At 72.3% G+C, this 19,428-nt stretch carries 16 protein-coding genes; 5 read left to right on the top strand and 11 right to left on the bottom strand.

Annotated elements, in window-relative coordinates:
- Positions 1-37 precede the first annotated feature (37 nt).
- From MRBLMI1_RS09405 to MRBLMI1_RS09390, 4 genes are all read right to left on the bottom strand, one after another.
- The gene (locus tag MRBLMI1_RS09405; RefSeq protein ID WP_367730559.1) at positions 38-640 is read right to left on the bottom strand and encodes a histidine phosphatase family protein; all 603 of its coding nucleotides are present in this window, start codon (positions 638-640) and stop codon (positions 38-40) included.
- Between the two features lie 136 nt (positions 641-776).
- Positions 777-1,802 (bottom strand): aldo/keto reductase, encoded by a 1,026-nt coding sequence (locus MRBLMI1_RS09400; protein ID WP_367730556.1) that lies wholly within the window; start codon positions 1,800-1,802, stop codon positions 777-779.
- Between the two features lie 238 nt (positions 1,803-2,040).
- The gene (locus MRBLMI1_RS09395; RefSeq protein ID WP_367730553.1) at positions 2,041-4,329 is read right to left on the bottom strand and encodes a polyribonucleotide nucleotidyltransferase; all 2,289 of its coding nucleotides are present in this window, start codon (positions 4,327-4,329) and stop codon (positions 2,041-2,043) included.
- 312 nt (positions 4,330-4,641) lie between these two features.
- Complete coding sequence (locus MRBLMI1_RS09390; RefSeq protein WP_367730551.1) at positions 4,642-6,606, bottom strand: GDSL-type esterase/lipase family protein; 1,965 nt, start codon at positions 6,604-6,606, stop codon at positions 4,642-4,644.
- A gap of 122 nt (positions 6,607-6,728) precedes the next feature.
- On the opposite strand from MRBLMI1_RS09390, the gene MRBLMI1_RS09385 reads away from it, so the two are divergent.
- Positions 6,729-7,334 carry a DedA family protein gene (locus MRBLMI1_RS09385; protein ID WP_367730494.1) on the top strand — a complete coding sequence of 202 codons (606 nt, stop codon included), beginning with the start codon at positions 6,729-6,731 and terminating at the stop codon, positions 7,332-7,334.
- Positions 7,335-7,475: 141 nt separating this feature from the next.
- On the opposite strand, the gene MRBLMI1_RS09380 is transcribed toward MRBLMI1_RS09385, so the two are convergent.
- On the bottom strand, positions 7,476-8,243 hold the full coding sequence (locus tag MRBLMI1_RS09380; RefSeq protein ID WP_367730492.1) for a fructosamine kinase family protein: 768 nt from the start codon (positions 8,241-8,243) through the stop codon (positions 7,476-7,478).
- Positions 8,244-8,289: 46 nt separating this feature from the next.
- Between MRBLMI1_RS09380 and MRBLMI1_RS09375 the strand changes: the two genes are divergently transcribed.
- Positions 8,290-9,072 (top strand): DNA/RNA non-specific endonuclease, encoded by a 783-nt coding sequence (locus MRBLMI1_RS09375; protein WP_367730490.1) that lies wholly within the window; start codon positions 8,290-8,292, stop codon positions 9,070-9,072.
- 232 nt (positions 9,073-9,304) lie between these two features.
- Here the strand turns inward: MRBLMI1_RS09375 and MRBLMI1_RS09370 are convergent, their stop codons facing one another.
- Positions 9,305-9,949 (bottom strand): CE1759 family FMN reductase, encoded by a 645-nt coding sequence (locus tag MRBLMI1_RS09370; protein WP_367730488.1) that lies wholly within the window; start codon positions 9,947-9,949, stop codon positions 9,305-9,307.
- 1 nt (position 9,950) lies between these two features.
- Positions 9,951-11,156 carry an LLM class flavin-dependent oxidoreductase gene (locus tag MRBLMI1_RS09365; RefSeq protein WP_367730974.1) on the bottom strand — a complete coding sequence of 402 codons (1,206 nt, stop codon included), beginning with the start codon at positions 11,154-11,156 and terminating at the stop codon, positions 9,951-9,953.
- A 164-nt stretch (positions 11,157-11,320) separates the two neighbouring features.
- Between MRBLMI1_RS09365 and MRBLMI1_RS09360 the strand changes: the two genes are divergently transcribed.
- A complete protein-coding gene (locus MRBLMI1_RS09360) occupies positions 11,321-12,403 on the top strand; it encodes an acyltransferase family protein (RefSeq protein WP_367730486.1) in 1,083 nt (360 codons plus the stop codon).
- A 172-nt stretch (positions 12,404-12,575) separates the two neighbouring features.
- On the opposite strand, the gene efeB is transcribed toward MRBLMI1_RS09360, so the two are convergent.
- The 3 genes from efeB to efeU are packed head-to-tail and all read right to left on the bottom strand — an operon-like array spanning position 12,576 to position 16,137.
- Positions 12,576-13,874, bottom strand: a complete 1,299-nt coding sequence (efeB, locus tag MRBLMI1_RS09355; protein ID WP_367730484.1) for an iron uptake transporter deferrochelatase/peroxidase subunit — start codon at positions 13,872-13,874, stop codon at positions 12,576-12,578.
- Complete coding sequence (gene efeO / locus MRBLMI1_RS09350; protein WP_367730482.1) at positions 13,871-15,100, bottom strand: iron uptake system protein EfeO; 1,230 nt, start codon at positions 15,098-15,100, stop codon at positions 13,871-13,873. Before efeO ends, efeB begins: the two co-directional genes overlap by 4 nt.
- Positions 15,097-16,137, bottom strand: coding sequence for an iron uptake transporter permease EfeU (gene efeU / locus MRBLMI1_RS09345; protein WP_367730480.1), 1,041 nt, complete (start codon positions 16,135-16,137; stop codon positions 15,097-15,099). The genes efeO and efeU overlap by 4 nt, the downstream gene beginning before the upstream one ends.
- 303 nt (positions 16,138-16,440) lie before the next feature.
- Here efeU and MRBLMI1_RS09340 point away from each other — a divergent pair, with 303 nt between their 5' ends.
- The gene (locus MRBLMI1_RS09340; RefSeq protein ID WP_367730478.1) at positions 16,441-17,457 is read left to right on the top strand and encodes an isopenicillin N synthase family dioxygenase; all 1,017 of its coding nucleotides are present in this window, start codon (positions 16,441-16,443) and stop codon (positions 17,455-17,457) included.
- Positions 17,458-17,601: 144 nt separating this feature from the next.
- Here the strand turns inward: MRBLMI1_RS09340 and rpsO are convergent, their stop codons facing one another.
- The gene (rpsO, locus tag MRBLMI1_RS09335) at positions 17,602-17,871 is read right to left on the bottom strand and encodes a 30S ribosomal protein S15 (RefSeq protein ID WP_071642334.1); all 270 of its coding nucleotides are present in this window, start codon (positions 17,869-17,871) and stop codon (positions 17,602-17,604) included.
- Between the two features lie 161 nt (positions 17,872-18,032).
- Between rpsO and MRBLMI1_RS09330 the strand changes: the two genes are divergently transcribed.
- On the top strand, positions 18,033-19,349 hold the full coding sequence (locus MRBLMI1_RS09330; protein WP_367730475.1) for an MFS transporter: 1,317 nt from the start codon (positions 18,033-18,035) through the stop codon (positions 19,347-19,349).
- The last annotated feature ends 79 nt before the right edge of the window (positions 19,350-19,428 follow it).

Genomic DNA, 19,428 nt, shown 5'->3' with positions numbered 1-19,428 from the left:
CCGGTGCCGCACCGGCCGCGGCTGAGCGAGAAGCGCGTCAGACCGGAAGCGGGTCGACCAGGCCGGTGCGCAGCTCGACCGGCAGGTGGGCCAGGTCGTTGTGCGAGAGCAGGGTCCAGGGACGGCCCTTCTTCTGCGCGATGACCGTCAAGCCGCAGAAGGCCTGGTTGATCGTCATCCAGCGCCAGTCCGGGGCCTGCAGCACCTCGCGGACGAACCACGAGATGACGAAGTTGTGCGTGATGAGCAGCTCGTGCACCTCGCCGGTCCGGCGGGCGAGGAACTCCGCGGTGGCGTCGGCCATCTGGGCACGACCGGCGTCGATCTCGGCCTCCGTGACGCCCCCGAAGAACGGCTCGTAGGCGGCCGGGGTCTCGGGGGTCATCCCGGTGGGGACGCAGTCGAACAGCAGCGCGGTGGGTTCCGGCGAGACGGAGGGCAGACGCTCCGCGACGGCACGCGCCGTCTGAGCCGCACGCTCCAGGGGAGAGTGCCAGACCGCGTCGAGGGGCAGTCCGGACAGGCGGTCGGCCAACAGGGCGGCCTGGCGCTGACCGCGCGGCGACAAGGGCCCGTCGGTCAGTCCGTGCTCGGCATCCTGGTGCTCCCCATGGCGCACAAGATAGATGTAGTGCGTCACATCAGCTCGCTTCGTCGTCGGAATCCGGTGCCGGTGGGCACGCTTCCCAGCCTACGTCACCCCTCCGACACGAGCCCGAAGCTCACCCGGAGCGGGTGATGCCGACCGGCGCGAGACCGGGCGGTGCCCGCGCGGGTCACTCCGCGGCGCGGGCGATGTCCGACAACTGGGAGCGGCTCAGGCGCACGCCGACGGCGCGCATGCACTCGACGACGTGCCGCGGCGCGAGCGCGTTCACGATGGGTGCGGTGACGATCTTCTGCGCGAGCAGCCAGGCCACGGCGACCGCGGCATCCGGGATCCCCAGCTCCGACCCGACCGCGTCGAGCGCGCGGAGGACGCGGGAGCCGCGACGGTTCAGGTTGGCCGCGAGCTGCGTTCCGCGGGCCGAACGGGACTGCGCGTCGCGCGTGCGCGTCTCGCCCGCGAGGAAGCCGTGCGCCAACGGGTGCGACGGCGTCACGGCCATCCCCTGAGCGCCCGCGACGAGACGCAGGTCGCCCTCGAACTCTTCGCGGCGCAGCACGTTGTAGGGCACGTCCAGGACCGTGATCCGCGGGTACCCGGCGGAGGACAGGATCCGCGCCTCGACCAGCTGCGCGGCCGTGTAGCCGTGTGCGCCGATCGCCCGGACCTTGCCCGACTCGACGAGCCATTCGCTCGTCGCGAGCGTGTCCTCGAGCATCGCGGGGTCGCCGGCCGCGGCGTCCAGCGACAGCACGTCGATGCGGTCCGTCCCGAGACGGGTGAGGGACGCCTCGACCGCGCGCACCAGGTTGACCGAGTCGAGGCCGGGATTGTCGGGGTGCCGCCCGACGCGCACCGTGAGGACGATCTCGTCCCGGGCGCGGCGGCTCCGCAGCCACGACCCGACGATGTACTCGCTGCGTCCCGCGGCGAAGCTGTCGGCGGTGTGGACGGCGTTCCCGCCCAGCTCGCCGTAGGTGTCGAGGATCTCGAACGCCGTCGTGGCGTCGACGTTCCAGCCGAACTCGCCGGCGCCCAGGAAGAGCGGGAAGACGTCGAAGCCCGTCTCGCCCAGCGGCACGCGCACGTGGGCGCCGAGCCCGGGGCCCTGCAGGGTGATGGGGGCCGAGGGGTGCGGCGCACGGTCCCGGCGCAGGCGCGGCGAGGCCGTCTCGTCGACGCCCGAGCCGCTCATGATGGGTCCCCTCGCCGTGCCGGGGTGACGTCGCGGACCTCTGCTGAGCCGCACGCCCCCCGACGCGTACTTCGAGGGTAGAGCCTCGATCGACCGCCTCCGCGCACCGGCCCGCCGAGGGGGTAAACATTCCATAACGTCTGGGGCGGTGGCATCCCTCCGCCCCCTTCAGCCCCTTCCGTCACATGCGAGATGCCCGCCCCGCACACGGCGGGACGGGCATCCGGTGACGCGGGGATCAGCCCTCGGCGGGAGCCTCCGGGCCCTCGCTCGACGCGGCCGAGCTCTGCTGGTCGGCAGGCTCCGGCGTCTCGTCGAGCACCGGCTCGAGCGACAGCTTGCCGCGGTCGTCGATCTTCGTGATGCGGACGAGGATCTTGCGACCGACCGAGAGCACGTCCTCGACATTCTCGACGCGCTTGCCACCGGCGAGCTTGCGGACCTCGCTGACGTGCAGCAGTCCGTCCTTGCCGGGGAGCAGCGAGATGAACGCACCGAAGGTCGCGATCTTGACGACCGTTCCCAGGAACTGCTCGCCCACCTCGGGGTTGGTCGGGTTGGCGATCGCGTTCACCTGGGCGCGGGCGGCCTCGGCCGAGGGGCCGTCGGTCGCGCCGATGTAGACGGTGCCGTCGTCCTCGATGGAGATCTGGGCGCCGGTCTCGTCCTGGATCGAGTTGATCGTCTTGCCCTTGGGGCCGATGAGCTCGCCGATCTTGTCGACGGGGATCTGCACGCTGATGACGCGGGGCGCGGTGGGCGCCATCTCGTCGGGGGCGTCGATCGCCGAGTTCAGGACGTTGAGGATCGTCAGACGAGCCTCCTTGGCCTGCGTGAGCGCGGCGGCCAGGACCGACGACGGGATGCCGTCGAGCTTGGTGTCGAGCTGGATCGCGGTGATGAACTCGCTCGTGCCGGCGACCTTGAAGTCCATGTCGCCGAGGGCGTCTTCAGCGCCGAGGATGTCGGTCAGCGCGGCGTAGCGCGTCTGTCCGTCGACCTCGTCGGTGACCAGGCCCATGGCGATACCGGCGACGGGGGCGCGAAGGGGCACACCCGCGTTCAGCAGCGACAGGGTCGAGGCGCACACCGAGCCCATCGACGTCGAACCGTTGGAGCCGAGGGCCTCGGACACCTGACGGATCGCGTAGGGGAACTCCTCGCGGCTGGGCAGCACCGGCACGAGCGCGCGCTCGGCGAGGAAGCCGTGCCCGATCTCGCGACGCTTGGGCGAACCCACACGGCCGGTCTCACCGGTCGAGTACGGCGGGAAGTTGTAGTGGTGCAGGTAGCGCTTGCTCGTGATGGGCGACAGCGAGTCGATCTGCTGCTCCATCTTGAGCATGTTCAGCGTGGTGACGCCCAGGATCTGGGTCTCGCCGCGCTGGAAGATCGCCGAGCCGTGGACGCGCGGGATGACCTGCACCTCGGCGTCGAGCGGGCGGATGTCCGCCAGGCCGCGACCGTCGATGCGCACGCCGTCGGAGAGGATGCGTCCGCGCACGATCTTCTTCGTGACGGACTTGTAGGCGGCCGAGAACTCGATCGGCGCGCCCGCGGGCAGCTCGCCCGCCTCGACGGCGGCGATGAGCTCGCCCTTGACGCGGTCCTTGACGGCGTCGTCGGCGTTCTGGCGCTCCTGCTTGTCGGCGATCTGGTAGACGCCGACGAGGTCGTCGTAGGCGCGACCGGCGACGAAGTCGTAGACCTCGCTGCTGTAGGCGGGGAAGACCGGGTAGGCCTGGATCTCCTTGGCCGCGGTGCGCGCGACCTCGTTCTGCGCGTTCACCAGCTGCGTCAGGAACGGCTTGGCGGCCTCGAGGCCCTCGGCCACGACCTGCTCGTTGGGCTTGGTGGCGCCGCCCTTGATGGCGTTCCAGCTGCCCTCGGTCGCCTCGGCCTCGACCATCATGATCGCGACGTCGCCGTCCGGGAGGACGCGACCGGCGACGATGAGGTCGAACACGGCCTCCTCGAGCTGCGTGACGGTCGGGAACGCGACCCACTGGTCGGCGTGCTCGCCGTGGCCCGGGATGAGCGCGAGGCGCACGCCGGCGATCGGACCCGAGAAGGGCAGACCCGAGATCTGGGTCGACAGCGACGCGGCGTTGATCGCGAGGGCGTCGTAGAACTCGCCGGGAGCGATCGAGAGCACGGTGACGACGATCTGGACCTCGTTGCGGAGACCGTCGACGAACGACGGGCGCAGCGGGCGGTCGATGAGGCGGCAGACGAGGATCGCCTCGGTGGAGGGGCGACCCTCGCGGCGGAAGAACGAGCCGGGGATCTTGCCGGCGGCGTAGGAACGCTCTTCGACGTCGACGGTCAGCGGGAAGAAGTCGAATCCTTCACGCGGGTGCTTGCCGGCGCTGGTGGCCGACAGGAGCATGGTCTCCTCGTCGAGGTAGGCGGCGACTGCGCCCTGAGCCTGCTGAGCGAGGCGTCCGGTCTCGAACCGGACGGTACGGGTGCCGAAACGGCCGTTGTCGAGAACGGCTTCGGCGGCAGTGATTTCTGGACCTTCCAAGAGGTCCCTCCTTCTTTGTTTAGGCTCGCCGTCCCGTGTGGACGACGAGCTGACATGCGAAGGAGCAGGAACAGGCAGAAAGGGCGCGCCGACGCGTCGGCACGGGATTCCCGGCGACTGGCCACCAGTAGACGACCACCCGGCGAGACGACGGGGAGTCCACCACAGGGGACCAGCGTCTGCCGGCCTGCTCCGTGAGCTCATATGGAATTGAGCGGATGCCATGGCGGCAACCCGTCCGAGCCTATCAGCGTCCGTGATCTCCGGGTGGTTCCCGCGCACGTGCGATCCGGACGGCGAGCGCGACCCACCTCACACCGCGCGGGAGCGCTCGCGATCGCCGCGCGACGGCAGCTCCACGTACGTCGCGTGCTTCGCGACGACGCCGTCGCCGGCCGTCCGCCCCCGCACCCGCCGCCACACCCACGGCAGCGCGTCCCGCGTCAGCCAGCCGGGACGCGGCTCGTCGTCGTCGGCGTGGAGGGCCTCGTCCAGTCCGAGCAGCGCGCCCGCATCGGGCACGCCGAGCGCCTCCGCCGCGCGATACGCCACGAGGCGGTGCCCGCGCGAGCGCAGGTGCACGAGGTCGTCGGCCCACACGGGGAGCTCCCCGATCTCGCGAACCGCCTCGAGATCGAGCAGCAGCGCCCCGTGCGCCCGTGCGATCCGCCGCAGCTCGGTGTTGTAGGCGGCGAACCGCCGCGCGAAGATGCGGGCCGCCGCGCGACGCGGGAGGAACGTCGTCACGAGGAGCACGTCCGCCCCGGTCCGGCGGACGGCCCGCACGGCCGACTCGACCTCGGCCGCGAGCGCGGGGATCACCGGCGCCGGGCCGACGAGGTCGTTCGCCCCGATGAGGATGGACACGAGGTCCGGCTGCAGCTCCAGCGCCGCGGGGATCTGCTCGTCGATGAGGTGCCGCACGCGACGGCTGCGCACCGCGAGGTTCGCGTACCGGAAGGGGCCGGTCTCGCTCGTGTGGGCGAGCAGCTCCGCGAGGCGGTCCGCCCAGCCGCGGTACTGCCCCGACGGCATGCGGGAGGCGTCGCACAGCCCCTCGGTGAGCGAGTCCCCGAGAGCGACGAACCTCGTCCAGCGACGGCGCGGGAGGGATGCCACGGGCGCGGCGACCCGCTCCCCACCGCGCACCAGCATGCCGTCGTCGATGGCGCGCAGGGAGGCGGCATCCCGGTAATGGTCGACGAGGTCGCGGGTGAGCGCCTCCCACGTCCGTCCGGACACGGCCTCGCGGGCCGCGCGGGCGAACGCGTCGCGCTTGGCGTCGTCGCCGACGAGGTCCGCGACCCGCGCACGGAGGTCGACCAGGTCGCCGGGCCGGTACAGCCATCCGTCGACGCTCGAGCGGACGAGGTCGACCGGTCCGCCCACCCCCGTGGCGACGACGGGGACCCCGCTGGCGAGGGCCTCCTGGATGGTCTGCCCGAACGTCTCGCTCTCCCCCGGGTGGACGAACACGTCGAAGCCGGCCATGGTCGCGGCGAGCGCGTCGCCGGAGAGGTGGCCCGTGAACAGCGCACCGGGCAGCGCCTTCTCCAGCGCGGCACGCGACGGCCCGTCGCCGACCACGACGAGGCGGGTGCCCGGCAGGTCGGCGAGCACCCGCAGGTCGTCGACCTGCTTCTCGGGCGCGAGCCGTCCGACGTAGCCGACGATCCGCTCCCCGTGCGGCGCGACCTCGGCCCGCCACGCGTCGTCGCGTCGCTCGGGCGTGAAGCGGGCGGCATCCACTCCCCGTCCCCACCGGCGGACCCGGTCGACGCCGAGGTCGTCGAGCTGGCGGACGGATGCCGACGACGGGGCCAGCGTCAGGGTCGCGCGGCGGTGCAGGCGCGCGACGTGTCCGGCGACGAGCGCCGTGGCGTGCGGGAGCCCGTACTTCTGCGCGTAGGCGACGACGTCGGTCTGGTACACCGCGACGGACGGGATCCGCAGCGCGTCGGCGGCGGCGAGCCCCTGCCAGCCGAGCACGAACGGCGAGGCGAGGTGTACGACGTCCGGGTCGAACGCGCGCAGCAGAGCGGTGAGCCGCGCCGCGCGCGCGAACACCACGCGCACCTCGGGGTACGACGGCAGCGGCACGGAGCGCAGCAGCTCGGTGCGGGCGCCGTGCAGGTCGGCGGTGACGTCGCCCGCCTTCGGGGCGATGACGAGCGTCTCGTGCCCCGCCTCGGCGAGGTGGCGCAGGACGTGGAGGACGGAGCCGGTGACCCCGTTCATGTGCGGGAGGAAGGATTCGGCCAGGAGCGCGACTCTCACGCTTCCAGAGTGGGACCACGGATGCCGCCGTGTGGCCGCATCGCACGATGTTCACCCGATGCTCGGTGCGACGTCACCGCCCGGTCGACCCCGCGTCCGCTCCCGCGGCGGAGAGTGGCGCCATGGACGTGGACGCGTGGCTGCTGACCGTCGCCGCGAGCCCGTGGGCGCTGCTCGGGATGGCCGCTCTCGTGTTCGCGGACGCCTTCCTCGTGGTGGTCCCGGGTGAGACGGCGGTCACCGCGTTCGGGGCGCTCGCCGCCGCCCACGGCGTCCCGACGCTCGGCGGGGTCATGCTCGTGGCGGCCGGCGCCGCGTTCGCCGGGGACCTGTGCTGTTACCTCCTCGGCCGGGCCGTCGGGGTCGAACGGTGGCGGTGGATGCGGGGACCGCGGGTGCGCGCGGCGCTGGACGGGGCCCGGTCCCGCCTGGAGCGCAACGCCGCGGCCGTGCTGTTCACCGCCCGGTTCGTGCCGTTCGCGCGGCTGGCGGTCAACCTCGCCGCCGGCGCGGCCCGGCTCTCCCCGCCCCGCTACCTCGGTGTCGCCGCGCTCGCCGCGACGGCGTGGGCCGCGTATCAGGCGGTCATCGGAGCGGTGGTCGCCGCGCTCGTCCCGGGCCGGGCCGGGGTGGCCGTCCTCGTGTCGATCGTGCTCGCCGTGGGCATCGGGGCGGGGATCGACGTCGTGGCGGCGCGTCGGGCGCGGCGGCGGGCGCTGCGCGGCTGAGGCGGTGGCGGGCTGCGCGCCCGGAATCGGACGGCAGCGCCGGATTCGGAGGGGAGAGCCCGTGGCATCCGATTCCGACGCCCTGGTCCGATTCCACCGCGCCCTCAGGCCGGACCCGGGATGCCACGGCCCCCGGCCCCGTCACTCCCCGGCGAGCGCGAGCGTCTGGACCGCCGCGTCGACGAGCGCGCGGCCGTACGACGGTCCGTGTCCGGCGGCGTGCACCGCCAGCGGGTGCAGCTGATGCACGGGAACGCGGTCCCGCCAGCCGTCCCGCAGGGGGTGGCGCTCCTCGTACCCGGCGAGGACGCGGTCGAGGAACGGGCACCCGAAGAGGGCGAGCATGGCGAGATCCGTCTCACGGTGTCCGCCGTGCGCGGCGGGGTCGATGAGCACGACCCCGTCCGGCGACCACAGGACGTTCCCCGCCCACAGGTCGCCGTGCAGGCGCGCCGGCGGCTCGTCGTCGTCGAACACCCCCTCGGCGATGAGCGCGCACGCGCGCTGGACGGTCCGGGCCCCGGATGCCTCGAGGTTCCCCGCCGCGACGGCGGTGGCCAGGAACGGCTCGACCCGCTGCGTCGCGTAGAACGCGCCCCAGGTCCGGGTGGGCCGTGCCGGCTGGCTGCGGCGGCCGATGAAGATGTCGCCCTCCCACCCGGGCGGCGGTGAGCCGAACGCCGCGGCACCGGCCTCATGGGTCGCGGCGAGCGCCGCGCCGAAGGCCGTCGCGGCGTCGGAGGTCGGACGGGTCTCGGCGATGCGTTCCAGTGCGATGCGGTCCTCGGTCACCTCGCCGACACGGGCGATGCGCACCCCGCCCGCCGCGGCCAGCCAGGTCAGTCCCGCCGCCTCGGCGGCGAAGAAGCCCGCGGGTGCGTCGGCGCGTGTTTTCACGTGCTGTTCCATTGCGCAAGTCTGTCCCGATGTCGGGGGTGAAGGCCACGATGGACGGATGAGCGACGGCTACGACTCGGACTTCCTCGGCATCCCCCTCCCCCTCCCCGCGCCCTCCGTCCCCGCGACGCGGCTGGACTACCCGCGGTTCTCGGTGCTCCTCGACGAGGAGCGGCGCCTCGCCGCGGTGACGGCGGTCGTCATCGACGGCGCGACCCTGCGCGACCTCCCCCGCAGCGGCGAGTGGCGGCTCGACCCGCGGGTCGACGCGGACGCGCAGGCCGGGCCCGAGGTCTACAGCCGCAACGACCTCGACCGCGGGCATCTCGTCCGTCGGCGCGATCCCGGCTGGGGGTCGACGGAGGAGGCTCGGGATGCCACCGAGGCGACGTTCTTCTACACCAACGCGGCCCCGCAGGTCGCGGGCTTCAACCAGTCCAAGGAGCTGTGGCTCGGCCTCGAGGACCACGTGCTGGAGTACGCCGAGACGACGGACCAGCGCATCTCGGTCTTCACCGCGCCGGTGCGGGGAGAGGACGACCCGCCGTACCGCGGCATCCGGGTCCCCCTCCGCTTCTGGAAGATCGCCGCGTGGCGCCAGGGCGACGCGCTCGCCGCCGCCGGCTTCGTCCTGGACCAGAGCGACCTCGTCGACACCCGGCAAGGCCTCACGGTGCCCCCGCTGGGGGCGTTCCGCACGTTCCAGGTGCCCATCGGCGGCATCGCGGACGAGACCGGGATCGACCTCGGCCCTCTCCCGACGGCCGACGTCCTCACCCGCCCGGGTCTGCGTCCGGCGGAGGTGCGGGAGCTGGCATCCCGGTCCGACATCGTGCTCTGAGGCGGGCGCGCCGACGGGAGGAGATGACGGGACCGGAGGATGCCACCGGCCCCACCCGTCCTCCCCTCCCTGCATCCCCTCCCCCCGCTGTCCGCCCCACCGGCGCCGACGGGAGGAGATGACGAGACCGGAGGATGCCACCGGCCCCACCCGTCCTCCCCTCCCTACATCCCCTCCCCCGCGAACACGACGACGCCCCGCCGGAGAACCGGCGGGGCGTCGGGGGGACGGGTCATTCGCCCGACAGACCACCCAGGAGGTGACCGAACGAGCGGCCCTCGCCGAGGTACGACGACGGGTCGAACGGGTCTGCGTCCCGCACGGGCTCGCGAACGGCGATGGCGTCCGCGAGCTCCCGGGCGCCGCGCTCGACGCGCGAGCCGAGCGGCGCGACCTCGTCGGCGTTGGCGCCCCAGTCGCTCGACGCCGCGAAGACGCCGGTCGGCACCGGGTTGGCGTGCAGGTAGGTGAACAGCGGACGGATCGCGTAGTCGATCGCGAGCGAGTGCCGGGCGGTGCCGGCGTTCGCGCCGATGAGCACGGGCGTGCCGCTCAGCGCCTGCGGGTCCAGCACGTCGATGAACGACTTGAACAGACCCGAGTAGCTCGTCGAGAAGATCGGCGTGACCGCGATCACGGCATCCGCCGAGACGACCGTGTTGATCATCTGCTCGAGGGCGGGCGGGGCGAAGCCCGTGAGCAGGTTGTCGGTCAGGTCGTGGGCGTAGTCGCGCAGCTCGAACACGTCGCTGGTCGCGTCGATGCCGCGCTCGCGCAGCTCGGCGAGAACCGCGTGCGCGAGCCGGTCGCCGAGCATGCGCGTCGACGACGGCGTGGACAGACCCGCGGTGACGACGGCGATGCGGCGGGCGGCCATGTCAGGCCCCCACTCGCGTCGCAGCGGCACCGAAGGCGCTGCCCGAGCGAGGAGCGGCGTCCTGGTACGGGCTGCCCGCGACCATGTTGTCGCCGCGGTTCGCGCCGGGGACGGCCTGACGCGGGGCGGCGCCGGCGTAGATCTTCTCGATCAGGTTGGCGTGGGTCGGCGCGTCGGGCACCTCGGCCGGACGGTTCTTCTGCAGCTCCTTGCGCAGCACCGGCACGACCTCGCCGCCGAGGATGTCGACCTGCTCGAGCACGGTCTTGGTCGGGAGGCCGGCGTGGTCGATGAGGAAGAGCTGGCGCTGGTAGTCGCCGAACGTCTCGCGCATCGCGGCGTAGCGGTCGATGATCTGCTGCGGCGAGCCGACGGTCAGCGGGGTCATCTCGCTGAAGTCCTCGAGGCTCGGGCCGTGGCCGTACACCGGCGCGTTGTCGAAGTACGGACGGAACTCGCGCACCGCGTCCTGCGAGTTCGCGCGCATGAACACCTGGCCGCCGAGGCCGACGATCGCCTGCTGGGGCGTGCCGTGGCCGTAGTGGGCGAAGCGCTCGCGGTACAGCGTGATGAGGCGCTGGTAGTGCTCCTTGGGCCAGAAGATGTTGTTCGCGAAGAAGCCGTTGCCGTAGTAGGCGGCCTGCTCGGCGATCTCGGGGGTACGGATCGAGCCGTGCCATACGAACGGGGGCACCCCGTCCAGCGGACGCGGGGTCGAGGTGAAGCCCTGCAGCGACGAGCGGAACTTGCCCTCCCAGTCGACGACGTCCTCGCGCCACAGCTTGTGCAGCAGGTCGTAGTTCTCGATGGTCAGCGGCAGGCCCTGACGGATGTCCTTGCCGAACCAGGGGTACACCGGGCCGGTGTTGCCGCGGCCGAGCATGAGGTCGGCGCGGCCGCCCGACACGTGCTGCAGCATCGCGAAGTCCTCGGCGATCTTCACCGGGTCGTTCGTGGTGATGAGCGTCGTCGACGTCGTGAGGATGAGGCGCTCGGTCTGCGCGGCGATGTACGCGAGCGTCGTCGTGGGCGAGGAGGACCAGAACGGCGGGTTGTGGTGCTCGCCGAGGGCGAAGACGTCGAGGCCGACCTCCTCGGTGTGCTTGGCGATCGTGAGCGTGTCCTTGATGCGCTGGGCCTCGCTCGGGGTCTTGCCCGTCGTCGGGTCCTGCGTGATGTCGCTGACCGTCATGACACCGAACTGCATGCCCGGCCAGTTGCTCGTCTCGTTCACGATGCGCCTCCTGTTTGTATGCATCTGAATGTACCTGATGGAACGCACGACCGCAGGGATTATTCCGCCATACCCCACCGGCATCCCCTCGCTACACCCGTCGACCCGCGGAGCGCACCGGGCTAGCGTGACCGCAGATGAGACGAATGGATGCCGCCCCCCGCACTGCTGCGACCGCGAAGACGCGTGTGCCGTTCTGGGACAACGCGCGATTCGCCGCGATCGTGCTCGTCGTGTTCGGCCACGCGATCCAGCGCCTCACCTACGATTCGGATGCCGCCGAGGCGCTCTACCTGCTCGTCTACGCGTTCCACATGCCGTTGTTCGCCCTCGTGGCGGGGTTCTTCTCCTCGTCGGCGGAGCCCACGCGGGCCAGGATGGCCCGGCTGTTCACCGATCTGCTGGCGCCGTACCTCATCTTCGAGACGCTGTGGACGGTGCTGCGGTTCCTCCTCACCGGGCGGACGAACCTCGACCCGACGCAGGCGTCCTGGACGCTGTGGTTCCTGCTGGCCCTCGCGATCTTCCGTCTCGTGCTGCCGTACCTGGCGCTCCTGCGCGGACCGGTGGTCTGGGCGGTGGCCATCTCGATCGTGACGGGATACCTGCCGAGCATCGACTCCACCTTCTCGCTGTCCCGCGCGCTCGGGCTGCTGCCGTTCTTCACCATCGGGTGGTGGCTGCGCGACCGCGACGTCGTCGAGCGGTTCGGCCTTCTCGCCGCGCGGCCGGTGTGGCTGCGGGTGGCCGCGGCGGCCGTCCTCGCGGGTGCGGGGGTCGTGGCGTTCGCCTTCGTCGACCTCTGGCGGGTCGTGCGCCTGGGCACGTGGCTGTTCTTCGTCGACCCCTATGTCGACCTCGACGCCGGGCACTGGTGGGCGGGGCTCGTGCGCCTGGGCCTCATCGTGCTCGCGCTGACGCTCATGGCGGCGTTCCTGCTCCTCGTCCCCCGCCGCGAGACCCGCTGGACGCACCTGGGGCGGTACACGATGTACGTCTACCTCCTCCACACCTTCGTGCTCTACCCGTTCCGGCAGTCCGGGGTGCTGCGCGACCTCGAGCCGGTGGGGCTGTGGCTTCCGATCATCGCCGTCGCGAGCGTCGCGATCGCCGTCGGCCTGTCGAGCCGACCGGTGCGGCGCCTCACGCGCCCGCTGGTGGAGCCGCGCCTCCCCTGGCTGTTGCGCGACCGCTCCCTCGGCGCCGGCCGCGCGGGCTGACCCCGGCGCCGGCCGCGCGGGCTGACCTTCGGCGCCGGCCGCGCGGGCTGACCCCGGCGCCGGCCAGGAGGGCTGACCCCGGTCCCCAGGAAACGCTCTCGCGCGGCGGAAACGGCGTGGCACGGCGTTTCCCTCGCGCCGGAGCGTTCACTGGACCGGAACCGACGGGAGCTCACACGCCGAGCAGCCCGGCGCCCACCGACGCCCCCGCGGCGGGAGCCGGCGGCACCGCCCACAGTCCCGAGCCGACATGGCGGAGGTACTCCCCCATGGCATCCGTCGACAGGGACCGCTGCACCGTGATGTAGCGCTCGGGGCTCTTCTGGAACGACAGGAAGAACAGCCCGGCGTTCAGCCGGCCGAGGTCGGTGGTCCCGTCGACGAAGTTGTAGCCGCGGCGCAGGAGTCGGATGCCGCCGTTCGCGTCGGGGTGAGCCAGACGCACGTGGCTGCGCGGGTCGATGCGGGGCGAGCCGGCGGCATCCGTCGCCGAGAAGTCCGGCGGCGTGAACTCGTCCCCGCCCGACAGCGGCGCCCCCTGGCCCTTGTCGCGCCCCACCACGCGGTCCTGTTCGGCGAGCCGGGTGCGGTCCCAGGTCTCGATGAGCATCGCGATCCGGCGGGCGACGAGGTACGAGCCGCCCGCCAGCCACGCCGGACCCTCGGATGCCGACACCCAGACGTTCTCGTCGAGGGCGGCACCGTCGTCGGCGAGGATGTTGGCCGTCCCGTCCTTGAACCCGAAGAGGTTCCGCGGCGTCGACTGCTCGGACGTGGTCTTCGACGTGCGTCCGAACCCGAGCTGCGACCAGCGGATCGTGGCCCGCCCGAAGGCGATGCGGCTGAGGTTGCGGATGGCATGGACCGCGACCTGCGGGTCGTCCGCGCAGGCCTGGATGCACAGGTCGCCGTCCGACCGCAGCGGATCGAGGTCGTCGCCGAGGAACGCCGGCAGTCGTTCGAGTCCGGCCGGCCGCCGACCCTCGAGTCCGAACCGTCCGTCGAAGAGCGAGGGACCGAAACCGAACGTGATGGTGAGGTTGCTGGCCGGAAGCCCGACGGCCTCGCCCGTGTCGTCCGGCGGCGCCTCCGGCGAGCCGCCCACGGCGCCGGTGGCGCTGACGTCGAGCCCCTGCATCATGCGGTTCGCCGCGTAGGTCCAGTCGGACAGGAGCTCGGCGAGGTCGTCGCGGGTGGTGCGCGCCATCATGTCGTACGCCGCGAAGTGCAGGTGATCCTGCACCGGGGTCGTGATGCCGGGCTGATGGATGCCGGACCCTCCGGCCGCGGCATCCATCGTCTGCCGTTCCCGCTCGCGCCCCAGGGCGACGCCGCCGACCAGGCCGCCCCCGGACCCGACGGCCAGACCCGCGGCACCGGCACCGATGGCGAGGCCGATCAGTCCGCGGCGGGAGAGGCCGGTGGCATCCGCCGCCCCCTCCGGAACGCTGCTCTGCTCGCTCACGGTCATTCGAGAACGGTCACCGTGAGCTGCGAGAGCGGCTCGGCCAGCGCGTTGATGAGATCGGTGAGCTGGCGCTTGTCGGCCTCGGTCAGCTGCGCGTACGGGACGAAGCCCGCGTCGGCCGAGCCGTGCGCGGCGAGCGCGGCCTCGAGGTCGGCGTACCCGGTGTCGATGCGGGCCACCAGCTCGGCTCCCTTGTCGCCCTTCGACTCCGCGAAGTCGCGCACGAGGGAGAACGCCATCTTCGAGCCCTCCACGTTCGCGGCGAAGTCGAAGAGGTCGGTCCCCGACCACCAGTCCTCCTCGCCGCTGATCTTGCCGCTGGCGACCTCGTCGAGCAGGGCGATGGCGCCGTTCGAGATGCCGGCCACGCCCTGCGTCTCCAGCGCCTGCAGGAACTCCTCGCCGTGCACGTAGTCGTACAGCTCCTGCGTGTCGGAGATGAGCTTGTCGCCGTACGTCGCGCGCTCGGCCGGGGTCGACGGCGTCCAGTCCTTCCATGCCGGCGTCTCGCCGTCCGCGTTCAGCGCGTCCTGCGCGGGGACCCACAGGTCCTTCTCGATGCGATGGAAGCCGGTCCAGTCCAGGCCCTCCGCGACCGCGTCGACCTCCCGGTAGTCGATGCGCGGGTCGAGGTCGCCGAGCGCCTCCGCGATCGGCTCGATGCGCTCGTAGAAGGCGCGCACCCGCGGGAACTGCTCGCGCGCGGCCGCGTCGTCGCCGGCCTCGTAGGCCGCGGCGAACGTCTCGACCGCGGGCAGCAGCTGTCCCGCCTGGTCCTTCACGAACGCGGCGTAGAGGTCGACCGCCTGCTGCTTCTGCTCGGCGTCCGCGCCCTCGACGGCGACGGCGTCCCCCGTCACCGAGAAGCTCGCCCGCCCCACGCCGTCGCCGACCATGCCGGGCTTGCACAAGGTGAAGTAGTCGCCCGGCTGGGCCACGACGGTGAGGTTCCGCGACGCGCCCGGGGCGATGTTCTCGACCTCGCCGACGATGCGCAGGCCGTCGGATGCCAGGAGGTAGAACTCCGTGACCTGGTCGCTCTCGTTGCTCACGTCGAAGGCGACGGTCCCGCTCGGCGCGGACGCCGCGGAGACGGCGCAGCCGTCGGCGGTCGAGGTGACCGCGAGCGCGCCGGAGGCGGCGGCATCCGTCTTGGCGACGCAGCCGGAGAGGACGAGGACGGCCGCGCCGGCCACGGCCGTGGCCGCGAGGAGGCGAGTCGAGGTCATGATGCTCCATTCGGATCAGGGGCGGAGGCCGCCGCGTCGGGCACGCGGGCGGCATCGGAGGCGGGAAGGGCCGCGTCGCGGGCGGCGGGGACACGGGCGTCGGCGGGGATCGGCGTCGGGGCGGGAGTCTCCCGGGGTGCGGACCCGCGGGGGCGGCGATGGGCGCGGACTCCGCGCACGAAGAGGGGGACGACGACGGCGAGGTACACGACCCAGGCGACGACCTGCAGCCACGTCATCGCCGGCATGAAGCCGACGGTCGCCTGCAGCAGGGCCGCGATCGGGCTGGTGGGGGCGATGCGGTCCGAGACGTCGAACGCCCACCCAAACGGGAAGCCGGCCCAGCCCGTCACGACGAGCCCCGTGGCCGGGTCGACCGGCGCCCCCGCGCGGAACGGCCCAGGGAGGGCCCCGGCCTCCTGCAGGTCGTGGACGGCGTACGCGAGGACGCCCGCCGCGACCACGACGAGGAAGCCGCCGGTCCAGGTGAAGAACCGGCCGAGGTCGAGCCGCAGCATGCCGCGCGCGATGAGCCAGCCCAGCAGGACGGCCAGGACGAGACCGAGGAGCGCGCCGACGAGCGCGACCGGCTCCGAGCCGAACGACTGCACCATCGACCACAGCAGCAGCGTCGTCTCGACGCCCTCGCGGGCCACGGACACGAAACCGATCGCGACGAGGGCCCAGACGCCGCCGCGCAGCGCCGTGTCCACGCCCCTCTCGAGGCCGGCCTTCAGCGACCGACCGGCCCGTTGCATCCAGAAGATCATCCAGGTCACCATCGCGACCGCGAGGAGCGAGAGTCCTCCGCCGAGCAGCTCCTGCGCCTCGAACGTGAGCATGTAGGCGCCGAAGGTGAAGACCGCGCCGACCGCGACCGCGAGGGCGACGGCGAGTCCCACGCCCGCCCAGAGCCGCGGAAGCGTGTCGCGACGATCGAGGCGCGTGAGGTAGGCGACGAGGATGCCGACGACGAGGGCGGCTTCGAGGCCCTCGCGGAGGCCGACGATGAACGTGGCGAAGAAGCTGGCAAGCACGGGTGATATCCGACTTTCGGGACGGGGTGGAACACCGCGGCACTGCGGGAGGTAAGGACAGCCTCACCTGACCCGGAAACGATACGCAGGATCGTGCCGCGTCCACACCCCGCCGATCGGCGGGGTTTATCCGCCACCCGGCGGGGTCTCAGAGCGGGCGTAACACGGGCTCCGCCGCAGGATCACGCGGATCCCGGCCCGTCCGAGGGGGCCCGGCGACCCTCGGGCGTCGTCGCGCGCTCCCCGCGGGTAACGCCTCGCAACATTCGCCCCGGGCCCCTCCCGGCGATCTAGCCTCGTCGCATGTCCGACCTGAACCTCCCCGTCCTCGACCTCTCCCAGCTCGACCAGGGCCCGGATGCCGCCGCACGCTTCCGCGACGACCTCCGAGCGGCGACGCATGACGTGGGGTTCTTCTACCTCACGGGGACCGGCGTCAGCCCCGCGCTCGAGGAGCGCCTGCTCCAGGCGGCGAAGGACTTCTTCGCGCTGCCCGAGGCCGAGAAGCTCTCGATCGAGAACGTCACGAGCCCCCACTTCCGCGGGTACACGCGCGTGGGCGGCGAGCGTACGCAGGGACGCGTCGACTGGCGCGAGCAGATCGACATCGGTCCCGAGCGGGAGCCCATCGTCGACCCGGACGGCCCCGGCTTCAACCGCCTGGTCGGCCCCAACCTCTGGCCGGCCGCGCAGCCGGAGCTGAAGGACGTCGTCGCCGAGTGGCACGAGCACCTGACCGGGGTCGCCCGCCGCCTGCTGGGCGCCTGGGCGGTCGCCCTCGGCGCAGACGAGCACTTCTTCGACGACCACTTCGGCGACCCGCAGACGCTCATCAAGATCGTCCGCTACCCCGGCACGGACGACCCCACGCCTCAGCAAGGCGTCGGCGCCCACAAGGACTCGGGCGTCCTCACGCTGCTCTGGGTCGAGCCCGGCAAGGGCGGCCTGCAGGTGCAGCGCGACGGCGAGTGGGTCGATGCTCCCCCGGTGCCCGGCGCGTTCGTCGTCAACATCGGCGAGCTCCTCGAGCACGCGACGCAGGGGTACCTGACGGCGACGAACCACCGCGTCATCTCGCCGACCTTCCCCGACGAGCGGATCTCGGTGCCGTTCTTCTTCAACCCCGCGCTCGACACCCGCCTGCCGATCATGGAGCTCCCCGCCGAGCTGGCGGCGCAGTCCCGCGGCGTCACGCAGGACCCGTCGAACCCCATCTACGCCACGTACGGCGAGAACGCGCTGAAGTCCCGCCTGCGGGCCCACCCCGACGTCGCGGAGCGCTGGCACCCCGACCTGGTCGCCGCGCGCGCGGCATCCTGAGCCGTCCCCGCCGCCCGCCCGGGCGCCCGTCCGGCGCGGCCGTCAGGATGGATGCCACCGGGTGGCATCCGGGAACGCCGAAGGCCGCCCCACACCGTGGGGCGGCCTTCCAAGAATGTTTTGCGCGATAGAACGCTGGTGCGCTCAGCGACGCAGACCGAGGCGCTCGATGAGCGAGCGGTAACGGTTGATGTCGACGTCCTGCAGGTAACCCAGCAGGCGACGGCGCTGACCGACGAGCAGGAACAGGCCACGGCGCGAGTGGTGGTCGTGCTTGTGTGCCTTGAGGTGCTCGGTGAGGTCCTTGATGCGCTGCGTCAGCATTGCGACCTGCACCTCGGGGGATCCGGTGTCACCGGGGTGCGTCGCGTACTCTTCGATGATCGCCTTCTTGACGTCTGCTTCGAGTGCCATAGATGGGATCCCCTTCCTTCTCATTGCGCGGCGCCCGGCACCTGATGTGCGAGCTCTCTTTATCCGCGGCCGATCGAACGGCAACCGCATGAGTCTACCAGTCCGCGGCCGAGGCGAGGAACGTAAGCTCGACAGGTGATCCCCTCCCCCACCTTGCGCTCGTGAGCAACGAGACGACCGAACGGCACGCGCGCTTCATCGACCTGCGGCCCCTCACGCACTCCCCCGCGTTCGCGCGACTGTGGATCGGCTCGACCCTCGCCGGCCTCGGCGGTCAGCTGACCATCGTCGCGATCATGCTCCACGTGTTCGAGCTGACCGGCAGCACTTTCGCCGTGTCCATGGTCGCCGTCGCCGGACTGCTGCCGATGGTGCTCGCCGGCCTCTACGGCGGCATGCTCGCCGACGCCTTCGACCGCCGGACGGTCGCCCTGATCGCCGCGACCGTGACGTTCTCGTCGACGGTGCTGCTGGCGGTCCTCGCCTGGACCTCGAGCGAGACGGTCTGGTCCCTGTACGCGCTCAGCATCGTCAACGCCGCCGCGAACTCCATCGTCATGGCCACCCGGTCCGCCATCGTGCCGCGCCTGATCCCGCGCGACCTGCTCCCTGCGGCCGCCGCGCTGCAGGGCGTCGGGGCTGGGCTCATGGTCATGGCGGGACCCGCGCTGGCCGGTGTCCTCGTGGCCGTCTCCGGCTACGCCTGGACGTACACCGTCGACGTCGTCCTCATGCTGGGCCTCTTCCTCGGCCTGTGGACGCTCCCGCGGATCCGCCCCGAGGGGCCGGTGTCGCGCGTCGGGCTCGAGTCCCTCCGCGACGGGTGGGACTTCCTCCGCCGCGCGGGCAACATCCGCCTGCAGTACATCCTCGACATCATCGCCATGACCTTCGGGCAGCCGCTGACCCTGTTCCCCGCGATCGGCGCCGTGCTGCTGGGCGGCGGGGCGGTCACCACCGGGGCGCTCACCGCGTCCGTCGCGGTCGGCGTCCTCGTCTCGAGCCTCTTCTCGGGCCCCATCGGCCGCGTCCGGCGCCAGGGCCTCGGCATCGAGAGGGCGATCCAGGGCTACGGCGTCGCGATCGTGCTGTTCGGTCTCGTCCTCGTCGCGGCGTCGATGGGTAGGTTCGCTCCGGATGCCGTCGACGAGACGCACGCCAACGTCACGCTGATCGTGTGCGCGGCGGTGGCCATGGCGTTGGCCGGGGCGGCGGACAACGTCAGCGCGATCTACCGGTCGACGATGATGCAGGCCGCGGTGCCGGATGCGATGCGCGGGCGCCTGCAGGGCATCTTCATCGTCGTGGTCGCAGGCGGTCCGCGCGTGGGCGCTCTCTACGCCGGGACCCTGGCCACCTTCGCGGCCCTGTGGTTCCCGCCGCTCCTGGGCGGCGTGATCATCCTCGCGCTCGTCGGTCTGCTCGTGCGGCTCTCGCCGCGCTTCCGCCAGTACGACGCCCGGCATCCCGAGCCCTGACGCGTGGCGCGGGACGGACACGATCCGGCGGAAAACGGACGTCGCAGCCGACCGCCCTCGGCGGGGCCGGGGAGGGGGC

Source organism: Microbacterium sp. LMI1-1-1.1 (assembly GCF_040815675.1).
Lineage (GTDB): Bacteria > Actinomycetota > Actinomycetes > Actinomycetales > Microbacteriaceae > Microbacterium.
Note: the sequence above shows the minus strand (reverse complement) of the source record. Positions and strands in the feature narration are given on the sequence as shown.

Bases quoted from the DNA above. Each gene is read 5' to 3' on its own strand.
- MRBLMI1_RS09400 (WP_367730556.1), bottom strand. From the start codon at position 1,802: ATGAGCGGCTCGGGCGTCGACGAGACGGCCTCGCCGCGCCTGCGCCGG.
- MRBLMI1_RS09385 (WP_367730494.1), top strand. From the start codon at position 6,729: ATGGACGTGGACGCGTGGCTGCTGACCGTCGCCGCGAGCCCGTGGGCG.
- MRBLMI1_RS09380 (WP_367730492.1), bottom strand. From the start codon at position 8,243: ATGGAACAGCACGTGAAAACACGCGCCGACGCACCCGCGGGCTTCTTC.
- MRBLMI1_RS09375 (WP_367730490.1), top strand. From the start codon at position 8,290: ATGAGCGACGGCTACGACTCGGACTTCCTCGGCATCCCCCTCCCCCTC.
- MRBLMI1_RS09370 (WP_367730488.1), bottom strand. From the start codon at position 9,949: ATGGCCGCCCGCCGCATCGCCGTCGTCACCGCGGGTCTGTCCACGCCG.
- MRBLMI1_RS09365 (WP_367730974.1), bottom strand. From the start codon at position 11,156: ATGCAGTTCGGTGTCATGACGGTCAGCGACATCACGCAGGACCCGACG.
- MRBLMI1_RS09360 (WP_367730486.1), top strand. From the start codon at position 11,321: ATGAGACGAATGGATGCCGCCCCCCGCACTGCTGCGACCGCGAAGACG.
- efeB (WP_367730484.1), bottom strand. From the start codon at position 13,874: ATGACCGTGAGCGAGCAGAGCAGCGTTCCGGAGGGGGCGGCGGATGCC.
- efeO (WP_367730482.1), bottom strand. From the start codon at position 15,100: ATGACCTCGACTCGCCTCCTCGCGGCCACGGCCGTGGCCGGCGCGGCC.
- MRBLMI1_RS09340 (WP_367730478.1), top strand. From the start codon at position 16,441: ATGTCCGACCTGAACCTCCCCGTCCTCGACCTCTCCCAGCTCGACCAG.
- rpsO (WP_071642334.1), bottom strand. From the start codon at position 17,871: ATGGCACTCGAAGCAGACGTCAAGAAGGCGATCATCGAAGAGTACGCG.